The sequence below is a fragment of the Pseudomonadota bacterium genome (assembly GCA_034189865.1).
In the GTDB taxonomy this organism is placed as follows: domain Bacteria; phylum Pseudomonadota; class Gammaproteobacteria; order UBA5335; family UBA5335; genus JAXHTV01.
This window is the reverse complement of sequence record JAXHTV010000025.1, coordinates 1-25,497: the sequence shown is the minus strand read 5'-3', so window position 1 is coordinate 25,497 and position 25,497 is coordinate 1. Positions and strand designations below refer to the sequence as shown.

Genomic DNA, 25,497 nt, shown 5'->3' with positions numbered 1-25,497 from the left:
GTCAGTGTTCCCGTTTCCGGCATCTCCTCCCAGCGGGGTTACGACGCCGGTTCGCGATGTGGTTTTCATGGCAACGCAAGCCGATCCACCTCGTCCAGTTCGCCAGGTTCCAAGTTGGATGCTCCAAGGCGTGACTCGACGCTGGGCCGCAACAGGCGCTAAGGGGCGACCTATAGTTATCCAATGACGGGATAATCCATTACAGGAGTTTAAGTTAATGGCAGACGCAGTAATTGTATCCACCGCCCGCACGGGTATCGGCAAAGCCTTCAAGGGCTCTTTGAACAACACCCACGGCGCCGTGATGGGTGGGCACGTGATCGAGCACGCCGTGAAGCGTGCCGGCATCGATCCGGCCGAAGTTGAAGAAGTCATCATGGGCTGCGGCCTGCCGGAAGGTGCTACCGGTAACAACATCGGTCGCATGGCGGCCATCCGCGGCGGCCTGCCGGTTGAATCCACCGGTGCCACTTTGGCTCGCTTCTGCGGATCCGGTCTTTCCGCCGTTGCTCATGCCGCCCAGCGTTGCATTGTCGACAAAGTTCCGGTCGCCATCGGTGCGGGCGTCGAGTCCATCAGCTTGGTGCAGAACAACCTCAATATGAAACACGCCATGGAGCCGGGCGTGATGAAGATGAAGCCCGGTATCATGATGCCGATGATCCCTACGGCTGAGAACATCGCCAAGCGCTTTGGCGTCACCCGCGAGCAGTCGGATGAGTTCGCGCTTGTCAGCCAGCAACGAACGGCCGAAGCACAAAGCTCGGGCCGTTTGGGCGAAGAGATTGTCCCCTTGACCACCACCATGCTGGTCACCGACAAAGAAACCGGTAAGACCGAGAAGCGGGAAGTTACCCTTGAGCGTGACGAGGGCAATCGTCCCGAAACCACGCTGGAAAAGCTGCAGTCTTTGAATCCCGTTTCTGGACCCAAAGGCACGGTGACCGCCGGTAACGCCAGTCAGTTGTCTGACGGTGCCGCCGCGGTGGTCATCATGAACAGCGACTACGCCGAAAAGAAAAATGTCGAGCCGCTCGGCATTTTTCGCGGCTTCGCCACCGCCGGCTGCGAGCCGGACATTATGGGTATCGGGCCCATTTACGCCGTACCCCGTCTGCTCGAGCGCAATGGTCTGAGCATGGACGACATCGACTTGTGGGAGCTGAACGAAGCTTTTGCCGTCCAGTCTGTTTACTGCATCAACGAGTTGGGCATTCCGCTCGAGAAATGCAATGTGAACGGTGGTGCAATCGCTATCGGTCATCCTTACGGCATGTCCGGTGCGCGTATGGTGGGTGCGGCGTTGTTGGAAGGTAAGCGCCGCAACGCCAAGTTCGTGGTCGTGACCATGTGTATTGCCGGTGGCATGGGCGCCGCCGGTCTGTTCGAAGTGGTGTAGTTCACCCGCTTCGGCAGAGCAAGCTGCACGCGCTTTTGGTGACATGCAGCATCAAGGGTCCAGGGACGGTACGCTGTCTCTGGACCCTTTTTTTTGGGGGGTAACCACGCGAACGGGTAACAAGTCGTACTCCAAACGACGCGTGCTGTGGAGATAAATATGGCCAATTATCAAGTGCCTCTTCGCGAGCTGAATTTCGCGCTGAACGATGTTTTGCAGGTGTCGAGCCTCGGTTCATTATCGGCTTTTCAAGATCTGACCCCGGATACGGTGACCACCGTTCTGGCTGAGGCGGCTCGGTTGATTGAGGAAGAAATCGCGCCCATCAATGCCACAGGCGACAAGCAAGGTTGCCAATTTCGGGATGGTGAGGTCGCGACACCGGCGGGGTACCCCTCGGCCTACGCGCGTTTTGTGGAAGGGGGCTGGCCCGGTTTGTCTCATGGCGTCGATCACGGCGGCCAGGGCCTGCCGTTCGTGTTGTCGCAAGCGGTGATGGAGATGTTGAGCGGTGCCTGTGCAGCCTTCGCGCTCTATCCCATGCTGACCGACAGTGCGTGCGACGTATTGCAAAACCACGGCAGTTCGGAGCTGCAGGCAGTCTATCTCGACCGGTTGGTCTCGGGCGCGTGGACCGGGACAATGTGCCTCACGGAACCTGAAGCCGGGAGTGATTTGGCGAGAATTCGAACTCGCGCGGTTGCAGACGGAGGCCGTTATCGGCTCCATGGGAGAAAGATTTTTATTACCGGAGGAGAACACGATCTCGCGGAGAATATTATCCACTTGGTGCTCGCGCGATTGCCCGATAGCCCGCCGGGTGTGGGTGGGATCAGCCTGTTTTTGGTGCCGAAGTTTCTTTCGGGAGCCGATAGGCGCCTTGGCGATCGAAATGCGGTGTACTGCGAGGGTTTGGAAGAAAAAATGGGTATTCATGGCGCGTCGACCTGTGTGATGGGGTTCGACGGTGCGGAGGGTTGGCTGGTGGGCGAGCCCAACCAGGGGCTTAAACTCATGTTCACCATGATGAATCGGGCCCGGTTGGCCGTCGGGCAGCAAGGGTTGGGGCTGGCTGAGGCGGCGACCCAAAACGCGGTCGCGTATGCCCTGGAGCGCCATCAAGGTCGTCGTCATAAAGGCGATCGCACCCAGGAGACGGTACCGATCATCGATCATCCCGATGTGCGCCGCATGCTGATGACAATGAAGGCTTTCACCGAAGGAATTCGACTGATGTCTTACGATGTCGCCATGCAGGCGGATATTGCCGCGGCGGGGGAATCCGAGGCGGAGCGGGAATCGGCCGCCGATTTTGTCGACCTCATGACGCCGGTTTGCAAAGCTTTTTTTACCGACGCGGCGATGGACGTGACGTCGCTTGGCATTCAGGTTTACGGTGGCCATGGCTATATACGCGACCACGGTATGGAGCAGTATCTGCGCGACGCCAAAATCACTTGTCTGTACGAGGGAACCAACGGAATCCAGGCGCTGGACTTGGTGGGGCGCAAACTGCGAATCAAACAGGGACGGCTACCGAGTCGTTTGTTTGCCCGCATCGAGTCGTGGCTCGCCGGTTCTCATCCACCTGAGTCGGCACTCATCGTCGAGGCTTTGAAAATACATCTGCCGCCCTTGCAACGCGCCACCGCCGAGCTGCAAAGGCGAACGGAAGCCGACCCGGATTGGGGGGCGGCGGTTGCCTCGGATTATCTTCGCTGGTTGGCTTTTGTCGGTCTCGCTTGGTATTGGGGGCGTGCCGTGGAGTCGGGACCGGCGGCCGATTCTGTTTACCACCAAGGCAAGTGTCTTACGGCGGAGTTTTTCGTTCGGCATTTGCTGCCGTTGGCGGATGGGTGGCGAGCATCAGTTTCGCAAGGAAAGGCGGTGTTGGCTAAGGTCGAGAGAGCCATGTTTTCACCCTGACTATTGCCGTGATCTCAGGACTGGGAAAAAGCGCCCATTTTGTGTTAAATTGCGCGTCTTTGTGCGCATCCGCTTCCACGCGGAAGCGCGTTGGATCGCCTGTCGCTCGGGCCTCGTAACACGCTTTCGGAGCGTTCTAATGACCGTTTCGAATCATGTGGCCGTTACGCGGCCGCGTGGTGAGATCGATGGCAGGTTTTACAGTAGGGAGTCCGCGGCGTGATCTAACGCTGCGCGGAGGCTGACGGGGCAAAACGAAGCCGCCCGGGCGGGGTGATTCGACACGCCCCACAGACTTCATCGTTGAAGGGACTTGGAGCTTAAAGTCATGAAGATATTGGTCGGTGTCAAGCGTGTCGTTGATTACAACGTGCGCGTACAGGTCAAGCCGGACGGTTCAGGGGTCGCGCTGGACGGGGTCAAGATGAGTGTGAACCCCTTCGACGAGATCGCCGTCGAAGAAGCACTGCGGCTGAAAGAGGCCGGAACAGCAACCGAAGTCATTGCTGTTTCCATCGGGCCGTCCGCCGCGCAGGAACAATTGCGTACCGCGTTGGCGATGGGCGCTGATCGGGCCGTTCTGGTCGAAGCGGACGACACGGTGGAGCCGCTGACCGTCGCGCGCGTATTCGCTAAGTTGGCAGAGAAGGAAGGCGCCGAGCTGATTCTGGTCGGGAAACAGGCCATTGATAATGACGCGGGCCAAACGGCGCAGATGATTGGCGCGCTGATGAACCGTCCTCATGCTGCTTACGCCTCGGAGATCAAAGTGGACGGCGGCACCGCCCGGGTCACGCGCGAAGTCGATGCCGGGCTGGAAACCATCGAAGTCGATCTTCCCGCCGTTATTAGTGCAGATCTGCGCTTGAATGAGCCGCGGTACGTCAAACTGCCCGATATCATGAAAGCCAAGAAAAAGCCCCTGGAAACTACCGGCATGGGCGATTTGGGTGTCGAGTCGGCACCTGCGCTGAAGGTATTGAAGACGGAACCGCCGGCGCCGCGTCAGGGCGGACATAAGGTCGCCAGTGCAGAAGATCTGGTCAAGGAATTGAAAGACAGGGGGCTACTCTGATGAGCAAGGTACTGGTAATCGGAGAATTCGCCAACGGCGTTTTGAGCGCGAATGTGGCCAAGGTGGTCGCGTGTGCCAGCCAATTTAACGCCGAGACGGTGGATGTCGCGCTGTTCGGCGCGGGTGATATGGGCGCGGTTGCGGGTGAAGCCGCAGGCCTTCAGGGCGTGAGCAAAGTAATCACCGTTGCCAATGCGGCTAATGAGCATCCGCTGGCAGCCGTCGTGGCTCCCCAGGTGCTGGCGTTGGTTGAGCAGGGTGGTTACAGCCACGTGCTGGCGACCAGCAGCACCTTCGGTAAGGATGTCATGCCACGTGTGGCGGCGACCATCGGCGTGACTCAAGTGACCGATATCATGAAGGTCGAAGCCGAGTACACCTTCCAGCGTCCGACTTACGCCGGTAACGCGATCGTGACGGTGGAGGCGCCCGCAGGCCAGACGCTGTGTGCAACCGTGCGCTGCGCGTCGTTCAAGGCCGTAGAAAACGGGAATTCCGCTGCGGTAGAGTCGGCTGATTTGAATGTGGAGCTGCCGACCCACACCCGTTTCGTCTCGCAGGAGACGAGTAAGAGTGATCGCCCCGACCTGCAAGTGGCGCCGAAAGTCGTTTCCGGTGGCCGCGGTGTCGGCAGTGAGGAAAACTTCAAGGTGATTTACAGCTTTGCCGACAAGATCGGCGCTGGGGTGGGCGCTTCGCGAGCGGCTGTGGACTCTGGTTTCGTTCCCAATGATCTGCAAGTTGGCCAGACCGGTAAAATCATTGCGCCTGAGTTGTACTTTGCCGTCGGGATCTCCGGTGCGATTCAGCATCTGGCTGGGATCAAGGACGCCGGTACGATCGTCGCCATTAACAAAGACGAAGAAGCCCCGATTTTCGAGGTGGCTGATTTGGGTCTGGTCGGCGATTTGTTCCAGATTCTGCCCGAACTGGAAAACCTCGTTTAGTAGAAATCGATTGGTCTAGTCGGACGGACGGACCGGTTTGGAAAAGGCCGCTGGTGTCAGCCAGTGGCCTTTTTTATGGGCGGATGGGACGGGTTTATCGTTGCTTTAACCGCGATTGTCGCGGGAAAATCCGAAGCCACTCGGTGCTGGTGGATACTTTGTGGGTGACGGTACGGAACGACCTTGAAGCAGTTGCTTTGACGGTGGTGGGAAGGGTATGTTCTTGGCCGCTACGCGGTGTTGCTAAACCGTCGAGGTACGTGATTTATACTAAAGGTCATCTGGGACTTAGGAGGAGTTTATGTCGGCCGAGTTGTATTGGCTTGCTTTGACTGCGACGATGACGGCGCTTTTTTTCTTGCCCTACGTTTTGAATCGGATTTCCATTCGTGGGCTGTTTGGCGCGATGAGCAACCCGCGGCAGGGTGATTTACCGGAATCCGATTGGGCGCAGCGAGCCATGAAGGCTCATGCCAACGCCGTCGAGAATCTGGTGGTCTTTGGTGTCCTGGTGCTATGTGCCCAGGCGGCGGGTGTGTCTACCGCCATGACGGCATTCGCTGGCTGTTTGTATTTTTGGGCTCGCCTGGTTCATTACCTCGTCTATACCCTGGGTGTCCCGATCGCCCGTACGCTGGCTTTTTTTGCCGGATTTGCCGCTCAACTGATCGTGGCATTCGAATTGTTAGCAGCATTCTAGACCCGCTACCCGATTGTCTGATGCGCGTTATCCGGATCACTCGTTTCGGCGGACCCGAGGCGTTTGCCGAAGCGGACATCCCGCCACCGGCAATGGGCCCGAACGACCTGCTGATTCGGGTTCACGCGGCGGGCGTCAATCGGGCCGATCTATTACAACGTCGGGGTTTGTATCCGCCGCCGGCCGGTTTCGATCCCATGTTGCCAGGCTTGGAGTATGCCGGGATCGTGGAGAAGGCGGGCGCACATACCTCGTTGCGGCGGCCGGGTGATCGGGTCATGGGGCTGGTGGCGGGCGGCGCCTATGCGCAGTACCTGGTCGTCAACGAGCGGGAGACGCTGGCCATACCGGATTCTGCTTCGTACTCAGAAGCCGCGGCGATACCGGAGGCTTTTCTCACCGCCTACCGAGCTTTGTTTGATCTCGGTGGGCTAACGGCCGGCGATTCGTGTTTGATCCGCGCTGCGACATCTTCGGTTGGTATTGCCGCCTGTCAGCTGGCACATTGGTCCGGGGCGGTGGTCATTGGGACCAGTCGGTCCTCGTCGCGCCTTGCGCGTCTCGAAAAACTGGGCCTTAGTTACGGATGTGTCGACGGCGAGGGCTCTTTGGTCAAGCGGGTGCGTGCATCCGCGGCCTTCGGCGTGGAGGTGGTGTTAGATCTCCTCGGTGGCGGCCATTTACAAGACAACTTGCACTGTTTGCGTGACGAGGGCCGTTTGGTCCTGGTCGGTATGCTGGCCGGCACCGACGGCCGGTTTGATCTGGCGACCGCGCTTATGCGACGTTTAAGCGTTCAGGGAATGACGATGCGCAGTCTACCCTTGGAGCGAAGAATCGATCTGGTGCGACGATTCGAGCGACACATACTGCCATTGTTTGATACCAAGATTATTTGGCCGGTTTTGGATGATGTCTACGATTGGTCCGATGCGACCGCTGCTCACGAGCGCATGGAATCCGGTCGGCATTTTGGGAAAATCGTTCTGAGCCTGTCCTGACGCCGGGCTTGGCCAGCGGTTTCTTGCCGGCAGGTGCAGATCACGGGTTGGGGCGTCAGCGGGTTTCCCGGTCAGTCGAAAAATGACGGTTTGGCTTTATTTGCCGCCCCCCCAATGGCGGAGGGCAGTAGGAAACGATATGCAATCGACCATGATGAACTATCCGCTTACACTGGATCATATCCTTGAGCGGGCGGGGACGTTTTTCTCCGACGTCCAGATCGTTTCGAATATGCCGGACAAGCGCCTGCACCGACATACGTACGGTGATTTTCATCAGCGGGCCAAGGCGCTGGCGGAGATGCTGATTCGCTCGGGAATCCGGCCGGGGGATCGGGTCGCCACCTTGATGTGGAACCACTACGCGCATTTGGAGGCCTATTTCGGTGTTCCGGCGGCGGGTGCGGTGCTACACACCTTGAATTTGCGTTTGGCGCCGGATGATTTGGCTTACATCGTGGATCACGCCGAAGATCAGATCCTGATTGTCGATGACGTTCTGCTGCCCTTGTTGGCGCGAATCGAGGACAAAGTCCACTTTAAGCACATTTGGGTTGTGCCGTTAACGGGCAAGCCCGTACCCGAGCCGTTCGAAGACTATGAGGGGATCCTTGCTCAAGCGCGCGGTGATTTTGTTTATCCTGAGAAAGACGAGAATGACCCCTGTGGCATGTGTTACACCTCCGGGACCACCGGGCGCCCCAAGGGGGTGGTCTATTCCCACCGCTCTACGGTACTCCACAGTTTGGCTTCGGCTTTGCCCGATTCGGTGGGAATCTCCTTTAATGATGTGGCGGTGCCCGTGGTGCCGATGTTTCACGCCAATGCCTGGGGTTTTCCGTACTCTTGCACCATGGTGGGGAGTCAACTGGTCTTCCCGGGACCTCACTTGGATGCGGAAAGTCTTCTGAATTTGTACGAATCCGAAAAAGTGACTTTAACCGCCGGTGTGCCAACGATCTGGATGGGGATTTTGCAAGCGCTCGATGCCAACCCCGATCGATGGAAGCTCGCCAACATGCGCATGGTCGTTGGCGGTTCCGCGGTTCCCGAATCCATGATTCGCAGGTTCGACCGCTTCGGACTCAACGTCATTCAGGGTTGGGGGATGACCGAGACATCACCACTAGCCGCGATCTCGCGGCTTAAGCCGGCTCAAGCCAGCCAGTCGGATGACGAACGATATGCCTATCGAGCCATGCAGGGTCTGCCATGCCCCTTTGTTGATCTTAGGATCACGGACGAGCGGGACCAAGCGCAAGCTTGGGATGGTAAGGCGGTGGGTGAGATTCAAGTCCGAGGGCCTTGGATTACGGGCGCCTACTATCGATTGGACAAGGATGCGGCATCAGATAAGTTCGCCGCGGACGGTTGGCTTCGAACCGGTGATGTAGCCGTGGTGGATCCCGACGGGTATATCAAAATTACGGATCGCACAAAGGACCTGATCAAGTCGGGTGGGGAGTGGATCAGTTCAGTGGAGCTCGAGAACGCGATCATGGGGCATCCGGAAGTTGCCGAAGCGGCTGTCATCGCCGTAGCCCATCCCAAGTGGGGCGAAAGGCCCTTGGCCGTGGTTGTCAGAAAAGCGCAATCGGAACTCACCCGTAAGCAATTGTCTGAGTTCTTGCAGTCGAAGCTCCCAAAATGGATGTGCCCCGAGGGCTATGTGTTTGAATCAGAGATTCCACGCACCTCGACAGGCAAGTTCAATAAACTGGCATTGCGGCAGGGTTTCAAAGACTGGCGATGGGATAGTGAGTAACCCTTTAGGGGATTTGTCCCGTCGGGACGGGTTTATATGCTGCGTTGCTCAACCGAGATCCCGTACTGATCTATCGAATGAGTAAGTATCTATTTGTTTTTAATCTGGCGTTGGCCGCGCTGTGTGCGACCATGGCAGTGGTTCTGGCCGTGGTTGCCATGATGTATCTTTACTACATGGGCACCACGCCACGCTTGGCGGACGAGCTGCCTTTGGTCCTGCAGGCAACCGGGGTATTCATACTGGGTACCGGGGTCTATGCCCTGGGCAGTTGGTCGATCCGACGCAGCCATTGGCTGAAATGGCCCAGTCAAATACTGGGAGTGATGGCGATCATTCTGATCGCCCTGTACGCCGCGAGTTTACGTTGAGCGATGTTCCGAATAAGGGTGTGCGGTGGAAAATAGCCTAGCCGCATACCTCTGTGGTCGAGAAATCGTCTTGGCGAGATTTCTGCTGCCACAATCCGGCGAGGTAAGAACCGAGCACCATCGAACCCACGAATACGAGCGATTCTCCCGGCATGATGAACACCACGGCGATGGCGGGGCCGGGACAATAACCGGTTAATCCCCAGCCGATTCCAAATAAGGCTGAGCCACCCAACAAATCGACCGAGAGGTCTTGGCGGGTGGGTAGATAGAACCGCGAGTCGTACCTCGGTTTAGGCCGTCGCAGGATGATGCGAAAGCCGATCAGCGTCACCACCACGGCGCCCCCCATGACGAAGGCCAGGCTTGGGTCCCACGTTCCGGCGATATCCAAAAAGTTTTGCACTTTGACCGGATTGAGCATATCCGATGTTGCTAATCCGAACCCGAAAATGATGCCCGCTACCAGGCCGGCCAGATTCCGCATGGTTTCAAGCTCCGAACCAGTGACGGGTCAAGTAGACCGTGATCATGCCGGATGCCATGAATGATAGGGTCGCCACCAGCGAGCGGCCGGAGAGTCGACCCAGGCCACACACGCCATGTCCACTGGTGCAGCCGCCGCTCAGACGGGTACCCAGACCGACCAGCAGCCCTCCGGCTATGAGATAGCTCAAAGGAAAATCGGTCCTAAACGCCGGGATATTTCCCTGTACCAGCTGATATAGGCCTGCGCCCAGTATCAATCCGACCAGAAACATCCATCGCCAGGTACGTTGCTGGTCCCGCCGCGGCGGCAGCAGCCCGGCGAGAATGCCGCTGATACCGGCGACTCGCCCGTTCAAAGCCAGAAGTATGACAGCGCTCGTACCGATCAGCAGTCCGCCGGCCAAGCCGGTCCAGGGTGTAAATTCCGTCATTGATCTGCTTCCGCTTTTCTTTCTCGTGGCTCAGAGAGGTGCTGTGCCGGAGTTGTCAGTGAATGGCTGTAACGCATTCGGTTATTGTAGTGAAAATAAAAACGCCGGGCATTTGCCCGGCGTTTCGGATAGCGGATGATCTCACTCAGGATGCTTTGGATACCGACGGCATCCAGTTGAAGGGCACCCGGTAGATCTGCATGAGTCCACCAATCGTCATCAGCACGCGGGCCATACCGACAAAAGAATCCGGGACGATGATCCGATGTTCTTGGAACACCTCCATCAATTCTCCGATAGCCTCGTCAACGCCTTTCTTCTTCAAATCGCGCATGATTTCACCGGCACGTGTCTTGGCTTCAGGTTTGCCGCGTTTGGTACGAACGAAATATTGAGACATTTCCTCGACCGTTTCGGGATCCAGTCCGCCGAACCCGCATTCCAGCATGAGCTTCCCGATGTCCGCTTGGCCCTGTCCCATCATGTGCAGCATCAAGCGGGTGTAGTTCATGGTCTCCTTCGGCGTGAGGTGACCAATCACACCATAGTCGAGAATGAATACGTTCTTGTCGGCGTCAACGAGGAAGTTACCCGGATGGGGGTCGGCCTGGTATACACCGAATTTCGTGATCTGCTGCATGTAGCTGTCTTGGACAACCGACAACAGGTCGCGCGCCTCTTCCTTGTTGCTCCGATTTAGGTGGTCGACCAGGCGGGAACCGTCGATCCACTCGGTGACCAACACCCGCTCTTTGGACAAATCCTCGATCAGCGTCGGAATGCGGACCCGCGGATGGTGAGAAAGCGCGGCAAACTGCTTGAGATTATCGGCTTCGATCCGGAAGTCCAGTTCCTCTGCGGTCATCCGCAGCAGCTCGTTCACCATTTGCTTGATATCAACCTGTGGGATGCGATTCTTTAGCGCTTCCGCCAGCATTCGGAACAGATTGAAATCTTGATAGAACAGTCGTTTAACCTTAGGCAGTTGGACTTTCACCGCGACCAAACGACCATCTTTAAGCTTGGCTTTGTGCACCTGCCCAATCGATGCCGTCGCAATCGGGGTTTCCTCTACCCACTCGAAATGGCTACGCCAGTCCGCACCCAGTTCTTCGTCCATCACGGAGGTGAGATCGTGAAAAGGAACAGGATGCGCATCATTCTGAAGACGGCTCAGCGCGGCGATATATTCCCGCGGAAGCATGTCGGGACGCGCGCTCATGAACTGAGCGAGTTTGACCCAGGTGGCGCCATTACGCTTACAAAGATTGTAGAGCAGTTCCGCGTTTTCCGGGTGAATGGCCTTGTAGTAAGGCTTGCGATCACGCCAGCTTTGTAGGTGCTTAACTCTTTTGCGGACTTTGCGATAAGACCGGTCGATCAGGTAGACGGTCTTGATTGCGTCAAAGTAACGTCGCCGGCCGCGCCATACCCGCGCCAGCGATTGACGGCTCAGAATCGGCTCTTCCATGACATCACCGGTTCTTTGCATTCTCTAATTCCTCACAAAAATAAATGATCGGACACACTTCGATGTCCTAATCGTGGTTCTCGGCCCGTGAATACATTACGTAGCTCGCGTTGCGGCATTATTCGCATTCGATGCCGATTGATCAAGTTATTGGGGTTGTCAATATTATGCCTTCCTTGGCTGATGGCTCTTAACATTTTGAAAAACAATCAAAAAAAAGGCCTTAATCTAGCTCGTCAGCATATTCTTACGGGCAAAACCGGAATCCCTTACACACTGCAGATGAGTGATTAGGTGATTTTTGACGGCATACGGGCTTCTAAGTTCGCGCGATTGACCAGCCGTTATCCGCCGGCCGGAAGCCCGTAACTTGCGGACGCGTCGGTTCCCGGTGTCGTGATGCCCCGCCGTTGCAATAAGCTGCCGTCTTGGCGATAGAGTTCGATCATGGCTTTACGCAGATCCACGATCGCGCGAACTTCATCGACTTCTGCGGAGAACAGATCTCGTTCCACGCGGGTGACTACGCTGGATGTGGTTCGGCCGACGCGAAAATTTTCACGTTCGGCACGTACGGCTTCTTCCTGGAATCGTCGGGTGATTCCGGTGGCGTTCACTTGTTCTCTGGCGCGTTCGACTTCCAGGTAGGCGCTGCGAACGTCCAGTTCCGCGCTTTGCTCGAGATTCTGCAAAGCCAATTCCCGTTGGTTCCGACTGGTCACCGCCTGGGTGTGAATGGCTCGGGCTTGTCGATTCCGCAGGGGATAGTCGAGACGAATCCCTGCGCCGATATCGTAGTAGTTTTCGTCACCGTCCGAGAAACTGTCGACGGAGTCTGAAAACGAATCGGCGTAGCCGCTTTTGCCGAGGTTAATGAATAAGTTCAAGAGCGGGAGCAATCCGTTCTTCGTCTGAACAACCTGAAGCTCTCCGCTTTGCAGCTGAAGCCGAGCTTCGTTGAGGTCGGGCCTTAGGCGAAGGCCCAGTTTGATATGATCCTCGACTGAGTCCTCAATGGCGGGCGGAAGGGTCGGTGTATCGAGAATTTCGATACGACGATCCCACCCATCAAGACTTTCCGGGTTCATGATCTGTAAAAAGCGCAGGCGGAGTCGTTCGAGTCCGCTGCGGGCTTCGATCAGAGCTTGGCGGCGGAACGCCAATTCCGCTCTGGCAGCAGGCAGTTGGGTTTCCGCAATTTGACCAACTTGTACCCGTTTTTCCAACTCGCCCAGTTGCTTCTCTGACACGGCGACAGAGTCTTCGAGAATTTCAATGCGTCGTTTGAACAGGAAGTAGTCCCAATAGAGTGATTCGGTTTGGGCCACCAACGACTGTGTGAATCCGCGGAGTTGATAAGCCGAGGCCAACGACTCCACCTCGGTCTGACGAATTCGTGCCAAATTGGCTGTCGGACTTCCGCCCCGCAACAGCGCCTGGGTCAGTGTCAATCCCACGCGAAATCGACTTTGTTGGTCGCCGGCTTCCACATCCAGGTCTTCGAGGATTAACTCTTCGATGGTATCGCTCTGGCTTTTGAGTACTTCGCTCGATACCGACACGTCGACCTGGGTACCCGTGACAAAACGCTTGCTAAGCCCGACTTCTGCTTCGCCCCGTTCGGCTTTAAGAGACTCGGCGCCGCCTTCGATTGTCACCGGCTCGCTGGGGGATAAGAAGGGGGGTAAGAACGACGGACGCGGATCAAATTCGAGTCCTTCCGGAATGGTGCCGACGCCCGGGAAGAAGAACTGGCTTTTGTCTTTGCCGTACGATGCTTGGGCGAACAGATTGACGTCATAGCGCGAACGTTCGATGTCCTCGAAAGCACCCCGTAACATGGGAGTCAAAGTTTGGATTGCAAGCAACCGATTGTTTTTCAGAGCTAGCATCACAGCTTGTTCCCGAGAAACTTCGAGCGCGCCTTGACCGCTATCTTCGATAATCGGCGGTCCGGAAAAGCGGGTATATTCGGTTGCTTGTTCCTGGACGCTTCTCTGTAGAGCCGATGGACCCGGAGTCGATTGCGGTTCGGGCGGCTGATACTCCGGTGCGGTTTTGCAACCTACTGCGATGGGTAGAGCCAAGGCGCACAGAAGGAGCCGGCTCGCCGGAGTGACGCTGAACAAAGCGCGCTCGGAAGTCTGATTTTGTTCGGTCATGCTTACGCTTCCTTGCGGTGAAATAGCTTGTAGACCGTGGGAACGATCACCAGGGTGATCGCCGTGGAACTGAGTAGCCCACCGATCACCGCCCGTGACATGCTCTGCTGAATCTGAGCGCCCTCGCCCTGAGCGATGGCCAGCGGCACCAGCCCCAGTATGGTGGTCATGGCCGTCATGAGAATAGGGCGTAGACGGGTTCGGCCAGCCTCCAGCAGTGCCTCGTCCAAACCGAAGCCGCGGTCTCTTCGCAGATAATTGGTTTGGTCCACAAGCACGATCGCGTTATTCACCACGACGCCGACGAGAATGACGCATCCGATAATTGACACGATGTTATAGGTCGTATCCGTCAATAACAGGATGATGTTCACCCCGATAATGGCGAGCGGCACCGAGAACATCACCACCAACGGATCCCTCAGCGATTCGTACAGCATCGCCATGATCATGTAGACCAGGATCACCGCCAGACCGAGAACCATCATCAGGTCTTTGAACGCTTCGATTTGCTCTTGGTACTGTCCGCCATAGACAACTTGGTAGCCGACGGGTGCCGGGACGTCGGCCACGACTCTGCGAACTTCCGTCATCACGGTTCCTAAATCCGCGCCCGTAAAGTTAGCACCCAGGGTGATGGTCCGTTGCTGGTCTTTGCGTTCGATCTTGACGGGGCCCAGATTGGCTTCCGTTCTGACAACATTTCGAAGCATGATCTGCTGCCCCATCGGATTTAGCAGCGTGAGATCGAGGATGTCATCTACCGACATGCGTTGGGCATCTTTCAGCTTGATGACGATGTTTGCTTCTTCAGCACCCTCGGTGTAGCGACTGGCGATGCTTCCGCCCACCGCAATTTCCATGGTGCGGGCAATCTGCGCCACGCTCAGGCCCAGGTCAGCCGCTTTCTGGCGATCTACCTGAAATAGAATCTGAGGGACGCCTTCCTGCTCAGGCAACCGCATATCCGTGATATACGGAACATTATTAAGGCCTTCGGCGATTTGATTGGCCATGGTGTGCAGCGTATCGAGATCATAGCCGCGGATCTCAAGCTGAATCGGCTCACCACCTCCAATCATCTGCAGCATGATGTCCTGCGGGGCGCGACTGCGGAGGATGCCCCCCGGAAAATCCGCTAATTCGATACGCAACTGATCGGCAACATCGTCGCTGGAGCGTTCCCGGGTTACCACCGGAACCAACGCGATGATCATTTCCCCGGTTGCTTTTGCTTCCGGCCGAATCAGTGTGGGGCCGATGGTGACGACCATGTGCTTCAACTCGGGTACGCGGTCTCGGATCATCGTGATCAACTGCTGCATCTTTTCTTCGACCACATCCAAGCGTGTGCCGGGACGCATTTCGAATTCAACGCGGACTTCGCTTTCGTCGGAAGGCGGCATGAATTCGGTGCCCATCAGTGGAATCATGGCGGTCGTGAGAAGAACCAAGCCGACACCCGTGCCTACCACCCGCCAGGGGTGGCGCAAACACGGCTCGAGGAAGCGTTTATAGCGTGCTTCCATCCTGCTCAGCATGGCTCCGATGCGATCAGCAATGGCACTGACCCGGTCTCCCAAGCTGATTTGGCGTTGCAGGAGCCGGGAAGCCAACATCGGTGCCAGCGCGAGGGCGACCAGCAGCGATGCCGAAAGGGAAAAGCTCACCACGTAACCCAGCTGTCCGAACATTTCGCCGGCGATACCCTCGGCGAAGATTAGCGGCAGGAACACCACCATGGTGGTGAGGGTGCCGCCGGTGATAGCCAGGGCTACTTGTTGGGCGCCGTCGATGGATGCGTTGATGGGATCTAAATTTTCCTCTTCCCGCTTCCTCGTAATGTTTTCAAGCACCACGATGGCGTTGTCGACCATCATGCCGATGCCCAGGGCGAGACCACCCATGGTCATCATGTTCAGGGTGAATCCTGAAAAGTAGATCAGCACGAAGGCGAACAAAACGGAAATGGGCATGGCCGTGGCCACCAAAAGGGATGCCCGAAGATTCCGTAAGAAGAACAACAACACCAAGAACGCCATCGCCGCGCCGAAATATAAGGACATGGTCATGTTGTCCATGGCGCGCTGGATGTACTCGCCGGTGTTGATCACCGGCACGATGGACAGTTGAGGGAAATCACGCTTGATTTTCTCAAGCTCTGCCATCACTCGGTTGGTGACTTCTACCGTGTTGTAGCCCGCTTGCTTGCGAACCAACATTTGCACGCCCGGGTCGCCATTGATCAGTGCCTTGCGCTCGATCTTGGCGTGCGTGTCTACGACATCTCCGATTTGATACAGATAGACTGGGACGCCCGCGCGGTTTGCGACCACCGTATTACGGATCTGATCTAAGGATTCATAACGACCGGGCACGCGGATGCGGACTTCTGCCGTGCCTTTTTCTACGCTGCCCGCAGGTAGGGTGACGTTGGCGGTCCGCAGTCCTTGGAGAACTTCCTCCATACTCAGGCGCAGTGCTTTGACTTTGTCCGGATACAAATGGACTTGAATTTCCCGTTCCAGACCGCCCCAAATGTTGAGCGCCGCCACGCCTTCTAGGCGTTCGATGCGGAACTTGACCTGCTCGTCGATCATTCGCCGCAGGGTGATGGGGTCGAGCTGGCTGCCGACGCCGAGGATGATCACCGGGAAACTGCTGGTATCGAACTTGAGCATGATGGGCTCATCAGCGTCTTCCGGCAGCAGGCCACGAATACGATCGAAGCCATCCCGGATATCGTTGGCCGAAGCGTCTAGGTTGGTTCCCCAAATAAAACTGACCCGGATGACGCTTTGTCCTTCCCGTGAGGTCGACTGTAACGTTTCAACACCCGTGATGGAGGCTAAAACAGCCTCCAGCGGTTCGGTGATGAGTTCTTCCATCTCCTCCGGGCTGGCGTTCTCATAGGTCGTGATGACGGTGAGTGTGGGCAAGCTCAAGTCCGGCATCAGATCGATGTTGGTTCTGAGCAAAGTGAAAGAGCCCAGGATCACCAGGATCAGCATGGCCATGCTGGTAAAAACGGGTCTAGTAACCGTAAAACGCGGGATATTCATAGTTATTGCATCCCCGGCGGCCAATCCGTGTGCCGCGAGTCCATGAGTTAGATTAGGTTGACGAAGTCCGCTGTACTAACAGTTAAAATGATCGTGTCTCGGAGATCTTGATCGGCGTTCCGTCGTCCAACAGGTGCAAGCCCAAGGTTACGACTTGACCCTCAATAGCCGGTTCGACAACCTGAATTCCCTCATTCTCGGTTAACCCGAGCTGTAGCGGGACGAATCGCGCGAGCGTTTTGTCGCCCGACTCTTCAACCACGAAGGCCCCGGGTTTGCCGTTTCGTTCCACGATGGCGCTGGCGGGAATCACGATGGCGTTTTCTGCTTCTGCAAATAGCACTCGCGCACGAATGAACATGCCGGGCTTGAGATCCTTGCTCTGGTTATCTATCTCGATTTCCACCAGAGCTTGACGGGAGAATTCGTTGAACTGGGGAGCGATTCGTACGATTTCGCCGGGAAACTCTTGGCCTGGGTGCACGTCAGTCAGGACGGTGACGGGCTCACCGATACTCATGCGGGTGTAGTCCCGTTCCGCCACGGTGATTTGCGCGACGATGGGTTCGATCGACAACACCGAAATGATGGGTTCGCTGGGACGTAAGATGGTGCCGGCATCAACGAACCGTTGGCCCACAACGCGCTGAGTATCTTCATCGGCCCAATCGGCTTGGATCTTGGTGTAGGACAAGCGAATTTCGGCCGATTTCAGCGCAGCTTCGGCCTGACGGAGTTGTGCGTTGGCGGCGCTGGTTCGCGCTTCGGCGGCGCTCAAGCGCGTGAGTGCGGCGTCGTATTCCGCTTCTGACGCGACTTTTTGTGATCGCAGCCTTTTGACCCGGTCGAATTCCCGTCGTGCGACGGCTCCGGACGCTTTGGCTTCAGCCTGTTGTGCTTTGGCAACCTCAAGCTGGGCTTCGACGCGCACGACTTCCTGGATGACTTCATCATCTTCCAACCAGGCGACCATCTGTCCTTTCTCAACGGTATCGCCGATATCAACGACCAAGCCTTCCAGAAGGCCGCCCATTTTGGGCGCAACAATGAATTGAGCATTGGGTCGTAAGGTGCCGGAAAAAAAGCGGTACTCGCGAATGGTTCGGTTGGCTATCGTCGTGGTTTCGACTGGAACGATCGCCTTGTCTGGAACAGCCAGCTCTTCGTCGGTGGTCACCAAACCATAAATCCAAATCCCCGCCACGAGGATTATGGCCGCTAAAACTACAAATCTCAGTAAGCCTCGAGGCATCTTGGTACTCTTCCGTGAGCTGATATTATTGAGTGGTTGAAATTAGGCCGACCATACTATCTGGCTCTAGTTTTTCCATCAAGGCCAGTGGTCTAGGTGAATTTTCTCTCGCAATTCTTAAAGCTTGCATTCCTTGCATGCTTAAAATAGATGATGATCCATGTAGACCCCCCCTTGCAACATAGAGTTCCATTGATCCGATCACGCGGGTTCGTCGGTCGCTGTCATCTGGCCGTGATGTCTCGGTATGCGGGTCTGGATCCTCACTCAGGAAGCATCCTCTCATGAGTTCGACTGTGCCCGATATGACCCGACTGGGTGACTACTGTCCGCCGGCTTTTTGGGTCGATCGCTGCGACCTGCTGTTTGAGTTGGGTGATGAGTACGTGACGGTGCAATCGACGATGATGCTGCGCCGTAACCCCGCTGCCGAGGGTTCGCCGTCTCTGGTTCTTGCGGGGGAGGGGTTATCGCTGGTTTCGGTGCGCTGTGCGGACCGGATGCTGGGTGAGGGAGATTACGATCAGCAAGCAGATCGGTTGGTGATTCCTCTGGCCGCGCCGCGGGATGAACCTTTCGAGTTGGAGATCGTTAATCGCATCCGACCCTTTGAGAACAACAGCCTGGAAGGGTTGTATGCAGCCGAGAAAGGACTTTTCACTCAATGTGAGGCGGAAGGTTTTCGCCGTATCACCTATTTCCCCGATCGACCCGATGTGATGTGCCGTTTCCGTACTACGATTCGGAGCTCCCAGTCGCGTTATCCGGTCTTGTTGTCCAACGGTAATTTGGTTGCCAGGCGAGCGTTGGAAAACGACATGCACGAGGTGATCTGGGATGACCCTTACCCCAAGCCCTGCTACCTGTTTGCCTTGGTTGCAGCGGATTTGGCCTGTGTAGAGGATCAATTCGAGACGTGTTCGGGGCGCCGGGTGACACTTCATTTTTTCGCCGAGCACGGCGAACAGGACAAGTGCCGCTACGCGATCGATTCTTTGAAGCGCGCCATGCGCTGGGACGAAGATGTCTATGGGCTGGAATACGACCTCGACTTATACATGGTCGTTGCGGTTAGTGCCTTCAATATGGGGGCGATGGAGAATAAGGGTCTCAATATCTTCAATGCGCAATACGTGCTGGCGCGGTCCGATACCGCGACCGACCGGGATTTCGAGCACATTGAGTCAGTGGTCGCGCACGAGTATTTCCACAATTGGACCGGCAACCGCGTCACCTGCCGGGACTGGTTCCAGCTGAGCCTCAAAGAAGGACTGACCGTATTTCGCGATCAGTCGTTTTCTGCGGACATGCATTCTGCCGGCGTTCAGCGCATCCGGGAAGTTCAGCATCTGAGAACATCCCAGTTTCCCGAAGATTCCGGTCCGACGGCCCATCCGGTTCGTCCGGCGGAATATCGGGAGATCAACAATCTGTATACGCCGACGGTTTATGAGAAGGGCGCCGAAGTCGTTCGCATGTTGCATACCTTGCTCGGTGCCTCCGGGTTTCGCCGCGGCATGGATTTGTATTTTGCGCGGCACACCGGCCAAGCGGTCACGGTGGAGGATTTTCTCGCGGCCTTGGCGGACGCCAACGGTCGGGATTTGGCTCAGTTCAGACGTTGGTACCTGCAGGCCGGGACGCCACGGATTAGCATCCGTTCGACGTACGATCAAGCTTCGGGTCGATACCGGTTGGAGTTTCAACAGCAGCCGTCTTCCACCCCCGGGCGGGTAGAGGCAGAGCCGTTGCATATCCCGGTTCGCCTGGCACTGTTTGCGCCGGATGGGCGACACGTGCCGCTGCAACGATCGGGCGACGAGCAGGCGCAGGGCAGGGAGATGGTGCTTGAACTGCGGGAGTCTATCCAAACAGTAGAATTCCTGAATGTCCCTCATCGGCCTGTGGCCTCGCTTTTCCGGGGGTTCTCGGCCCCCGTTCGAGTCGCGACCATCCCGAGTCGGGAGGATCGTTTGTTCTTGCTTAGGCACGATGACGATCCGGTCAATCGTTGGGACGCCGGACAGAGTTTGCTCACGGAGTGGATTTTGGGCGCCAGTGTCTCACAAGCGGTGACCGCCTTGGACGAGCCCCTATGTGAGGCGATCGGTCAGGTATTGGGTGACCCGTCAGGGGATCCGGCCTTTGTGGCAACCTTGCTGGAATTGCCGGATTTCGATTACCTCGTCGCCCTACAGCCGATTGTTGACCCATTGGCACTCGACGCTGCCCGGCAGCTGTTGCGACGTCATATCGGTGATCGCCTCGGCGACGTATTGGTTCGCCGTTACTCGGACCTGGCGAGCGAAGATTCCACCGGAACCCGGGCGTTGAAGAACCACTGCCTGTACTTCTTGATGGGCGCCAGCGATGCTGATGCGTTTCGCGATTCGTGTGTTCACCAGTTCAACAATGCCCGAAATATGACCGACGCACTGGCCGCTTTGACCTTGTTGGCCGAGCAGGGTGGGGATGCTGCCGATTCTGCGCTGTCGCGTTTTTACGATCGTTGGCGAGATGAAGATTTGGTGGTCGACAAGTGGTTGAGAGTGCAGGCGGCATCGCGGCGGACGGATTGTCTGGAGCGCATCGGAACGTTGATGGCGCATCCCGCGTTCAGTCTCAAGTTGCCGAATAAAGTCAGGGCGTTGATTGGCACATTTTGTCGGGCCAATCCGTCCCGTTTTCACGCCCGGGACGGTAGGGGGTACGAATTTACCGCTGACCAAGTCATCGCGCTGTCCGGCATCAATCCGCAAGTGGCCGCTCGAATCACCACTGCACTGGTCAATTGGCGTGGTTTCGCGGCACCCCACAACGATGGGATGCGCGAGGCGTTGTTGCGCATTCGCTCTGAAGCGGCGCTCCCAGTGGATGTGGCCGATCTGGTGACGCGTTCTTTGGCGGATTGACTCAGGTGAGCTAAGGGGCTGCCCGCTGCACGGTCGGCGTCTCGCCATTTGATGGCGCGGAATAAACGGCTGTGGCTTTGGTCGCAAAATCGGCCAAGACATATTCCACTTCGGGTGACGGTCGCCGGCCGTCGCGAAGCCCGACAATGACCAAGCCGAGAACGCCATTGGACGCGTGAACCGGAATTTGCAGGTAGTGATCGATCCCTGCGTTTTCGAGGGCATGGCGGATAGCCGGGGGATGCCCCAATGGACTGGGCTGATCCATGTCGAACACCCGCGCATGTTCGGCGTCTGCCACGGGGGGCTCTATCACGCGCAACGGAACGCAGCTCACGGGGTCCCGCTCTGTACCGCTGGGTTGGAACATTTGCCCTTGGTGGGTTTTTGAATCGACTAAGGCCAGAGCGATCCAGGGGCGTGGACGGAGCAGCGGATGCAGCGCCGGGCAGGCATCTTTTAGAAACGACTCCACATCGGTCACTTGTTTCGACAAGCGTTGCAACTCGAGCAAAACCTGCAGGGTTTTTGAGGCTGGATGATCCCCGGCGGAGTGCCCGGTGACGGCATCGAGCGGCGAGAGCGCGAGGGCTTGCGCGACTGTGCGCTGCTCGTCATCCCGCACCTCGAACGATTTTGCCGCCAAGGGCGTTTGTTCACTCGAATAACCCGTTATATCGGCGGCCGAAACTGGCGAAAGCGGGGCGTCCGACGGGGCCGGGATCTCAAGCTTGTTCACTAAGTGATCCGTTGGCCAGGCATTCAAGGGCAGCCCCAGCAGGTGGCGGGCGGCTCGGTTGATGAACCGTATTTCTCGATTCTCGTCTTGTGCCACCAAGCCGTCGGGGTGGTTTTCCAGCACCTGCATGAGAAAGTCTCTTTCGGATTGCAGACTCGATGCGTGTTCGTGGGCTTGATCCAGCGGCGAGATCAGCAGGATTTGGTACCGGTTTTTTCCCATCTGCAGTTTGCTGAGTCCCACACTCACCGGGAATCGATTTCCCTGGCGGTCCTTGGCCACGATGTGATTACGTCGTGAAGACGCTAAGCCAAAATCTTGGCCCCGACAGTGTTCGCGCATTTCTGTCCACGCTTGCGGATCAAAGAAACGCTTTCCATCCAAGCCCAGCAATTCGCTTTCCCGTTCATAACCGAGAAGCCGGCAGCAGGCCAGGTTGGAAAGAACAATGTGTCCGTCACGTAGCACGATCATGCCGTCGCTGGTGCTGTTCAACACCGAGCGAATGCGGTTTTCCCCATTCCGCAGGCGGATTCTCAAACGCGCCAGAACCCAGCCGATCAGAAAACCGGTGATGACAACCAATAAGCTGTCTTTTACCGTTTGCAATATCGGGTAGGCCGAACTGTTGGGCATGATGATATGGAGCAACTGGTCGGTGAGAACGACCCAGGTAACGCCCAGCGCGGCATAGATGATCGGTAAGGCAAGCACCCCAAACGCAAACGTTGGGTACGAACGATAAAAAGGCGAGGAGGTTTTGGCCATGATCGTCGTTGTACCAAGGGCGAAGCTTGCGCTTCCTGGCTAGCTTGCCAATACGGTGAAGGTGCGTCCTGGTCACCCGGCATCGCGACACGTTCGGTTTGCCGACGACAAAAGTGCCGGCATTCTTTTTATTAAGTTAAGCGTTGTGGAGTATCGATACGTTAAATAAATAAAAAACGTCGAGCCAGCCCACCGCTGGATGCAAAGGCCGTATATTGTGCCACTTTTTGTGGCGTGACGTCTCTAACGTTTTTTGCCCGGTTCGGCTCTGGCCTATCGTCTGGCGGGAGGGGGCCATGCTTATCGGAGCGGGTGCAGCCTGGTCAACGCGTGGTATTGGTCGTGTGACAGCCCGGTAGTATATTGCAAATATGTGAATGGTCGAGCCAGGACGTGGTCATAACTCTTAGCGGATAGTCGGCTGGGGCGTGGTTTTGGGACTTACTCGTCACGATGTTAACCATACTGTCATAGTCGTTTGTTGTAATGCCTCTGTCTTAAAATCCAACTCGTTGTGAAGAGTATCGATGAGCGCATCTAAAACCGTTTTGGTCGTTGACGATGAAAAATCCGTTCGCCAGATGGTGAGTTTTACACTTCAGCGTGAGCAGTACCAGGTGTTGGAGGCCGCTGATGCCGCCGAGGCCCGAACAGCGATCGCCGATATCCGGCCCGACGTCGTCCTGCTTGACTGGATGATGCCGGGCATGAGTGGCTTGGATTTGGCCCGCAGCCTGCGCAAGGATCATGTCGCCCGCGAAATTCCGATTATTATGTTAACGGCGCGTGCGGAGGAGGACGACAAAGTCCGCGGCCTGAATGCCGGTGCCGACGACTTCATCACCAAACCTTTCTCCCCGCGGGAGTTGGTGGCCCGAATCAACGCCGTACTACGCCGGGCGAGTCCTGAGAGCGAGGAAGACCTGCTCGAGATGGGTGGTGTCCGACTGGATGCATCGGGGCACCGCGTGACAGTCGATAGCGAATTGGTGAATCTTGGCCCGACCGAGTTCCGCTTGCTACATTTCTTTATGGGACACCCGGAGCGTGTCTACAGTCGCAGCCAACTTTTAGATCGTGTGTGGGGGCCAAGCGTTTATGTGGAAGAACGGACGGTCGATGTCCATATCCGCCGCCTTCGTAAGGCGTTGGAGCAGCACGGCGTGGCCCATTTGGTGCAGACGGTCCGTGGCGCCGGATATCGTTTCTCCGTTCAAGGTTAAACGTCGTGTCGCCCTGGGCCTATGAGGCCTGGCGCCTGGCTGCGATTTTAGTCCTGGCAAGCTTTATTGGCTTGCTGACCGGACAGCTTTCGTGGTCGCTCGTCATTGCCCTGGGTTTTCTGCTCTCGTTTCATGCCCGACAAGCTTATCGTCTGGATCGCTGGTTGCGCGGCGTGAAGCGCGTCGTGCCGCCAGAGGGGCGGGGCGTCTGGGCTGATATTCATCTTCAAATCCATCAGATCAAACGGCGAAGTCGGCAGCGTAAACGCCGTCTCGCGGGAATTCTCAAAGAGTTCGTTCGTTCGACAGAAGCGATGCCCGATGGCGCGGTGGTGTTGTCGCCCAAGCTGCGGATCCTGTGGTTCAACTCCGCGGCGCAGCGATGGTTGGATCTGCAGGCGCCCGCCGACAATAATCAACTCATCGTCAATTTGGTCAGAGCCCCGGCGTTCGTCCAGTATCTCTCGGCGGGAGATTATTCCGAACCCGTGACGATTCCCTCACCCGTACACCCGGGTGTCGTTTTGTCACTGCAATTGGTGCCCTATGGCGAAGACCAACGGCTGCTGTTGGTCCGGGACATCACCCGTGTTCATCAGCTCGATCAGGTCCGCCGCGACTTCGTCGCCAACGCATCCCACGAGTTGCGAACACCTCTGACGGTTTTGACCGGTTATCTTGAGGTGATTCGAGAGGATGTGAAAGGCCCGATGCGCCACTGGGAGGGCCCCGTGCAGGAAATGCAGGCTCAAGTCCGGCGTATGACGCAATTGGTGGAGGATCTTCTCCTGCTTTCTCGCCTGGATGAATCGGAGGGTGCGGGCGACGTGATGCCCGTCGATTTGGCGGTGCTGTTAAGCCAAGTGTGTGAGGACGCACGCGCATTGGCAGGAGATCGTCTTCAGATCACCTTGGATGCGGCGCCCGAACTTGGATTGCGCGGCGTTGAAAGCGAGTTACGTGGCGTTTTCGACAATCTTTTGTCCAACGCGGTCAAGTACACCCCCGACGGGGGAAGTATCCACGTTCGCTCGGCCGAGGAGGCAGGCGAGCTTGTGGTTTCGGTATCCGATACCGGGATCGGTATCGCTGATCATCACTTGCCCCGGCTGACAGAACGGTTCTATCGCGTCGACAGTGGTCGGGGTCGAGAGCAGGGCGGGACCGGCCTTGGTCTGGCCATCGTCAAACACGGTCTGCAACGACACGATGCGCTTTTGACCATTGAGAGTCAGCCCGATGTCGGAAGCACCTTCACTTGCCACTTCCCTTCCAGTCGTATCGTGCTTAAGTCGCGAGGGACCGCCGAGCAAGCACCAAGGCGTTCGTCTGTTTAGTGGCGATTAGATTCAATAAACCACGCGCTGAGTGTCATAAAACTGAAACAATCGTGTCATGTTTTGGTCATGCGGCGTCTCTAGGATTCTCCGCGTCTGCTGTCGACTGCATGCAGTGGCGGTGAGAACAAGCATATATGAACTTGGACTGTGACTGCCGGTCAGTAAAACGGCCACGAACGTGACGGAGAGTAATGGATGAAAACCACGCAGAAATTGGGCGTAGTCTTGGGCATGGCGGCGCTCGCACCGGTGATTTCTCACGCCGGTATTACCGTCTATGAAGACGGCGACAAGTATGTGGAAATAGGGGGGCGTTTGCAGGCCCAGTACAAGTATGAGGACTTCGATCCTGCAGTTGGACCCGATGCCGATGCGACCGACGATTTTTTCCTCCGTCGGATGCGTTTCTACATCGAAGGCTCGGTAACTGAAAACTGGTCCGGTATCTGGCAGGTCGATTTCGG

General features: G+C 56.8%; 19 protein-coding genes. 12 read left to right on the top strand and 7 right to left on the bottom strand.

Translation table 11 applies throughout. The annotated features are described in order from the left end of the window. Nucleotides 1-217 precede the first annotated feature (217 nt). The 8 genes from SVU69_10950 to SVU69_10915 all read left to right on the top strand — a co-directional run bounded on the left by SVU69_10950 (nt 218) and on the right by SVU69_10915 (nt 9,184). The gene (locus SVU69_10950; protein ID MDY6943510.1) at nt 218-1,399 is read left to right on the top strand and encodes an acetyl-CoA C-acyltransferase; all 1,182 of its coding nucleotides are present in this window, start codon (nt 218-220) and stop codon (nt 1,397-1,399) included. 159 nt (nt 1,400-1,558) lie between these two features. Next, entirely contained in the window at nt 1,559-3,325 is a 1,767-nt protein-coding gene (locus tag SVU69_10945; protein ID MDY6943509.1) for an acyl-CoA dehydrogenase, read from the top strand. A 328-nt stretch (nt 3,326-3,653) separates the two neighbouring features. Continuing rightward, nucleotides 3,654-4,400, top strand: coding sequence for an electron transfer flavoprotein subunit beta/FixA family protein (locus tag SVU69_10940; protein ID MDY6943508.1), 747 nt, complete (start codon nt 3,654-3,656; stop codon nt 4,398-4,400). Then, the gene (locus SVU69_10935) at nt 4,400-5,347 is read left to right on the top strand and encodes an FAD-binding protein (GenBank protein ID MDY6943507.1); all 948 of its coding nucleotides are present in this window, start codon (nt 4,400-4,402) and stop codon (nt 5,345-5,347) included. Before SVU69_10940 ends, SVU69_10935 begins: the two co-directional genes overlap by 1 nt. Nucleotides 5,348-5,648: 301 nt before the next feature. Then, nucleotides 5,649-6,047, top strand: coding sequence for an MAPEG family protein (locus tag SVU69_10930; protein ID MDY6943506.1), 399 nt, complete (start codon nt 5,649-5,651; stop codon nt 6,045-6,047). A gap of 20 nt (nt 6,048-6,067) precedes the next feature. Further along, nucleotides 6,068-7,048 (top strand): NAD(P)H-quinone oxidoreductase, encoded by a 981-nt coding sequence (locus tag SVU69_10925; GenBank protein ID MDY6943505.1) that lies wholly within the window; start codon nt 6,068-6,070, stop codon nt 7,046-7,048. Between the two features lie 139 nt (nt 7,049-7,187). Next, the gene (locus SVU69_10920) at nt 7,188-8,813 is read left to right on the top strand and encodes a long-chain fatty acid--CoA ligase (GenBank protein MDY6943504.1); all 1,626 of its coding nucleotides are present in this window, start codon (nt 7,188-7,190) and stop codon (nt 8,811-8,813) included. 77 nt (nt 8,814-8,890) lie between these two features. Then, complete coding sequence (locus SVU69_10915) at nt 8,891-9,184, top strand: hypothetical protein (protein MDY6943503.1); 294 nt, start codon at nt 8,891-8,893, stop codon at nt 9,182-9,184. Between the two features lie 37 nt (nt 9,185-9,221). Here the strand turns inward: SVU69_10915 and SVU69_10910 are convergent, their stop codons facing one another. From SVU69_10910 to SVU69_10885, 6 genes are all read right to left on the bottom strand, one after another. Beyond that, the gene (locus tag SVU69_10910) at nt 9,222-9,671 is read right to left on the bottom strand and encodes a DUF6691 family protein (protein ID MDY6943502.1); all 450 of its coding nucleotides are present in this window, start codon (nt 9,669-9,671) and stop codon (nt 9,222-9,224) included. A 4-nt stretch (nt 9,672-9,675) separates the two neighbouring features. Beyond that, nucleotides 9,676-10,104, bottom strand: a complete 429-nt coding sequence (locus SVU69_10905) for a YeeE/YedE family protein (GenBank protein MDY6943501.1) — start codon at nt 10,102-10,104, stop codon at nt 9,676-9,678. Nucleotides 10,105-10,249: 145 nt separating this feature from the next. Next, nucleotides 10,250-11,596: an AarF/UbiB family protein gene (locus SVU69_10900; GenBank protein ID MDY6943500.1), complete on the bottom strand. Its 1,347-nt coding sequence runs from the start codon at nt 11,594-11,596 to the stop codon at nt 10,250-10,252. A gap of 323 nt (nt 11,597-11,919) precedes the next feature. Then, on the bottom strand, nt 11,920-13,737 hold the full coding sequence (locus tag SVU69_10895) for a TolC family protein (GenBank protein ID MDY6943499.1): 1,818 nt from the start codon (nt 13,735-13,737) through the stop codon (nt 11,920-11,922). A gap of 2 nt (nt 13,738-13,739) precedes the next feature. After that, on the bottom strand, nt 13,740-16,799 hold the full coding sequence (locus tag SVU69_10890; protein MDY6943498.1) for an efflux RND transporter permease subunit: 3,060 nt from the start codon (nt 16,797-16,799) through the stop codon (nt 13,740-13,742). Between the two features lie 82 nt (nt 16,800-16,881). Next, on the bottom strand, nt 16,882-18,051 hold the full coding sequence (locus SVU69_10885) for an efflux RND transporter periplasmic adaptor subunit (protein MDY6943497.1): 1,170 nt from the start codon (nt 18,049-18,051) through the stop codon (nt 16,882-16,884). Between the two features lie 284 nt (nt 18,052-18,335). Between SVU69_10885 and pepN the strand changes: the two genes are divergently transcribed. Next, complete coding sequence (gene pepN, locus SVU69_10880) at nt 18,336-20,963, top strand: aminopeptidase N (protein MDY6943496.1); 2,628 nt, start codon at nt 18,336-18,338, stop codon at nt 20,961-20,963. Between the two features lie 10 nt (nt 20,964-20,973). Here the strand turns inward: pepN and SVU69_10875 are convergent, their stop codons facing one another. After that, complete coding sequence (locus tag SVU69_10875) at nt 20,974-22,470, bottom strand: PAS domain-containing protein (GenBank protein ID MDY6943495.1); 1,497 nt, start codon at nt 22,468-22,470, stop codon at nt 20,974-20,976. A gap of 527 nt (nt 22,471-22,997) precedes the next feature. Between SVU69_10875 and phoB the strand changes: the two genes are divergently transcribed. From phoB to SVU69_10860, 3 genes are all read left to right on the top strand, one after another. Further along, nucleotides 22,998-23,693, top strand: a complete 696-nt coding sequence (phoB, locus tag SVU69_10870; protein ID MDY6943494.1) for a phosphate regulon transcriptional regulator PhoB — start codon at nt 22,998-23,000, stop codon at nt 23,691-23,693. Between the two features lie 5 nt (nt 23,694-23,698). Continuing rightward, nucleotides 23,699-25,030, top strand: a complete 1,332-nt coding sequence (gene phoR, locus SVU69_10865) for a phosphate regulon sensor histidine kinase PhoR (protein MDY6943493.1) — start codon at nt 23,699-23,701, stop codon at nt 25,028-25,030. Between the two features lie 198 nt (nt 25,031-25,228). Beyond that, a partial coding sequence (locus SVU69_10860; protein ID MDY6943492.1) for a hypothetical protein occupies nt 25,229-25,497 on the top strand: 269 nt, incomplete at its 3' end.

Coding starts and splice junctions, on each gene's coding strand:
- SVU69_10925 (MDY6943505.1), top strand. CDS start 6,068: ATGCGCGTTATCCGGATCACTCGTTTCGGCGGACCCGAGGCGTTTGCC.
- SVU69_10905 (MDY6943501.1), bottom strand. CDS start 10,104: ATGACGGAATTTACACCCTGGACCGGCTTGGCCGGCGGACTGCTGATC.
- SVU69_10920 (MDY6943504.1), top strand. CDS start 7,188: ATGCAATCGACCATGATGAACTATCCGCTTACACTGGATCATATCCTT.
- SVU69_10895 (MDY6943499.1), bottom strand. CDS start 13,737: ATGACCGAACAAAATCAGACTTCCGAGCGCGCTTTGTTCAGCGTCACT.
- SVU69_10910 (MDY6943502.1), bottom strand. CDS start 9,671: ATGCGGAATCTGGCCGGCCTGGTAGCGGGCATCATTTTCGGGTTCGGA.
- SVU69_10900 (MDY6943500.1), bottom strand. CDS start 11,596: ATGCAAAGAACCGGTGATGTCATGGAAGAGCCGATTCTGAGCCGTCAA.
- phoB (MDY6943494.1), top strand. CDS start 22,998: ATGAGCGCATCTAAAACCGTTTTGGTCGTTGACGATGAAAAATCCGTT.
- SVU69_10915 (MDY6943503.1), top strand. CDS start 8,891: ATGAGTAAGTATCTATTTGTTTTTAATCTGGCGTTGGCCGCGCTGTGT.
- SVU69_10930 (MDY6943506.1), top strand. CDS start 5,649: ATGTCGGCCGAGTTGTATTGGCTTGCTTTGACTGCGACGATGACGGCG.
- SVU69_10935 (MDY6943507.1), top strand. CDS start 4,400: ATGAGCAAGGTACTGGTAATCGGAGAATTCGCCAACGGCGTTTTGAGC.
- pepN (MDY6943496.1), top strand. CDS start 18,336: ATGAGTTCGACTGTGCCCGATATGACCCGACTGGGTGACTACTGTCCG.
- SVU69_10890 (MDY6943498.1), bottom strand. CDS start 16,799: ATGAATATCCCGCGTTTTACGGTTACTAGACCCGTTTTTACCAGCATG.
- SVU69_10945 (MDY6943509.1), top strand. CDS start 1,559: ATGGCCAATTATCAAGTGCCTCTTCGCGAGCTGAATTTCGCGCTGAAC.
- SVU69_10950 (MDY6943510.1), top strand. CDS start 218: ATGGCAGACGCAGTAATTGTATCCACCGCCCGCACGGGTATCGGCAAA.
- SVU69_10885 (MDY6943497.1), bottom strand. CDS start 18,051: ATGCCTCGAGGCTTACTGAGATTTGTAGTTTTAGCGGCCATAATCCTC.
- SVU69_10875 (MDY6943495.1), bottom strand. CDS start 22,470: ATGGCCAAAACCTCCTCGCCTTTTTATCGTTCGTACCCAACGTTTGCG.
- SVU69_10940 (MDY6943508.1), top strand. CDS start 3,654: ATGAAGATATTGGTCGGTGTCAAGCGTGTCGTTGATTACAACGTGCGC.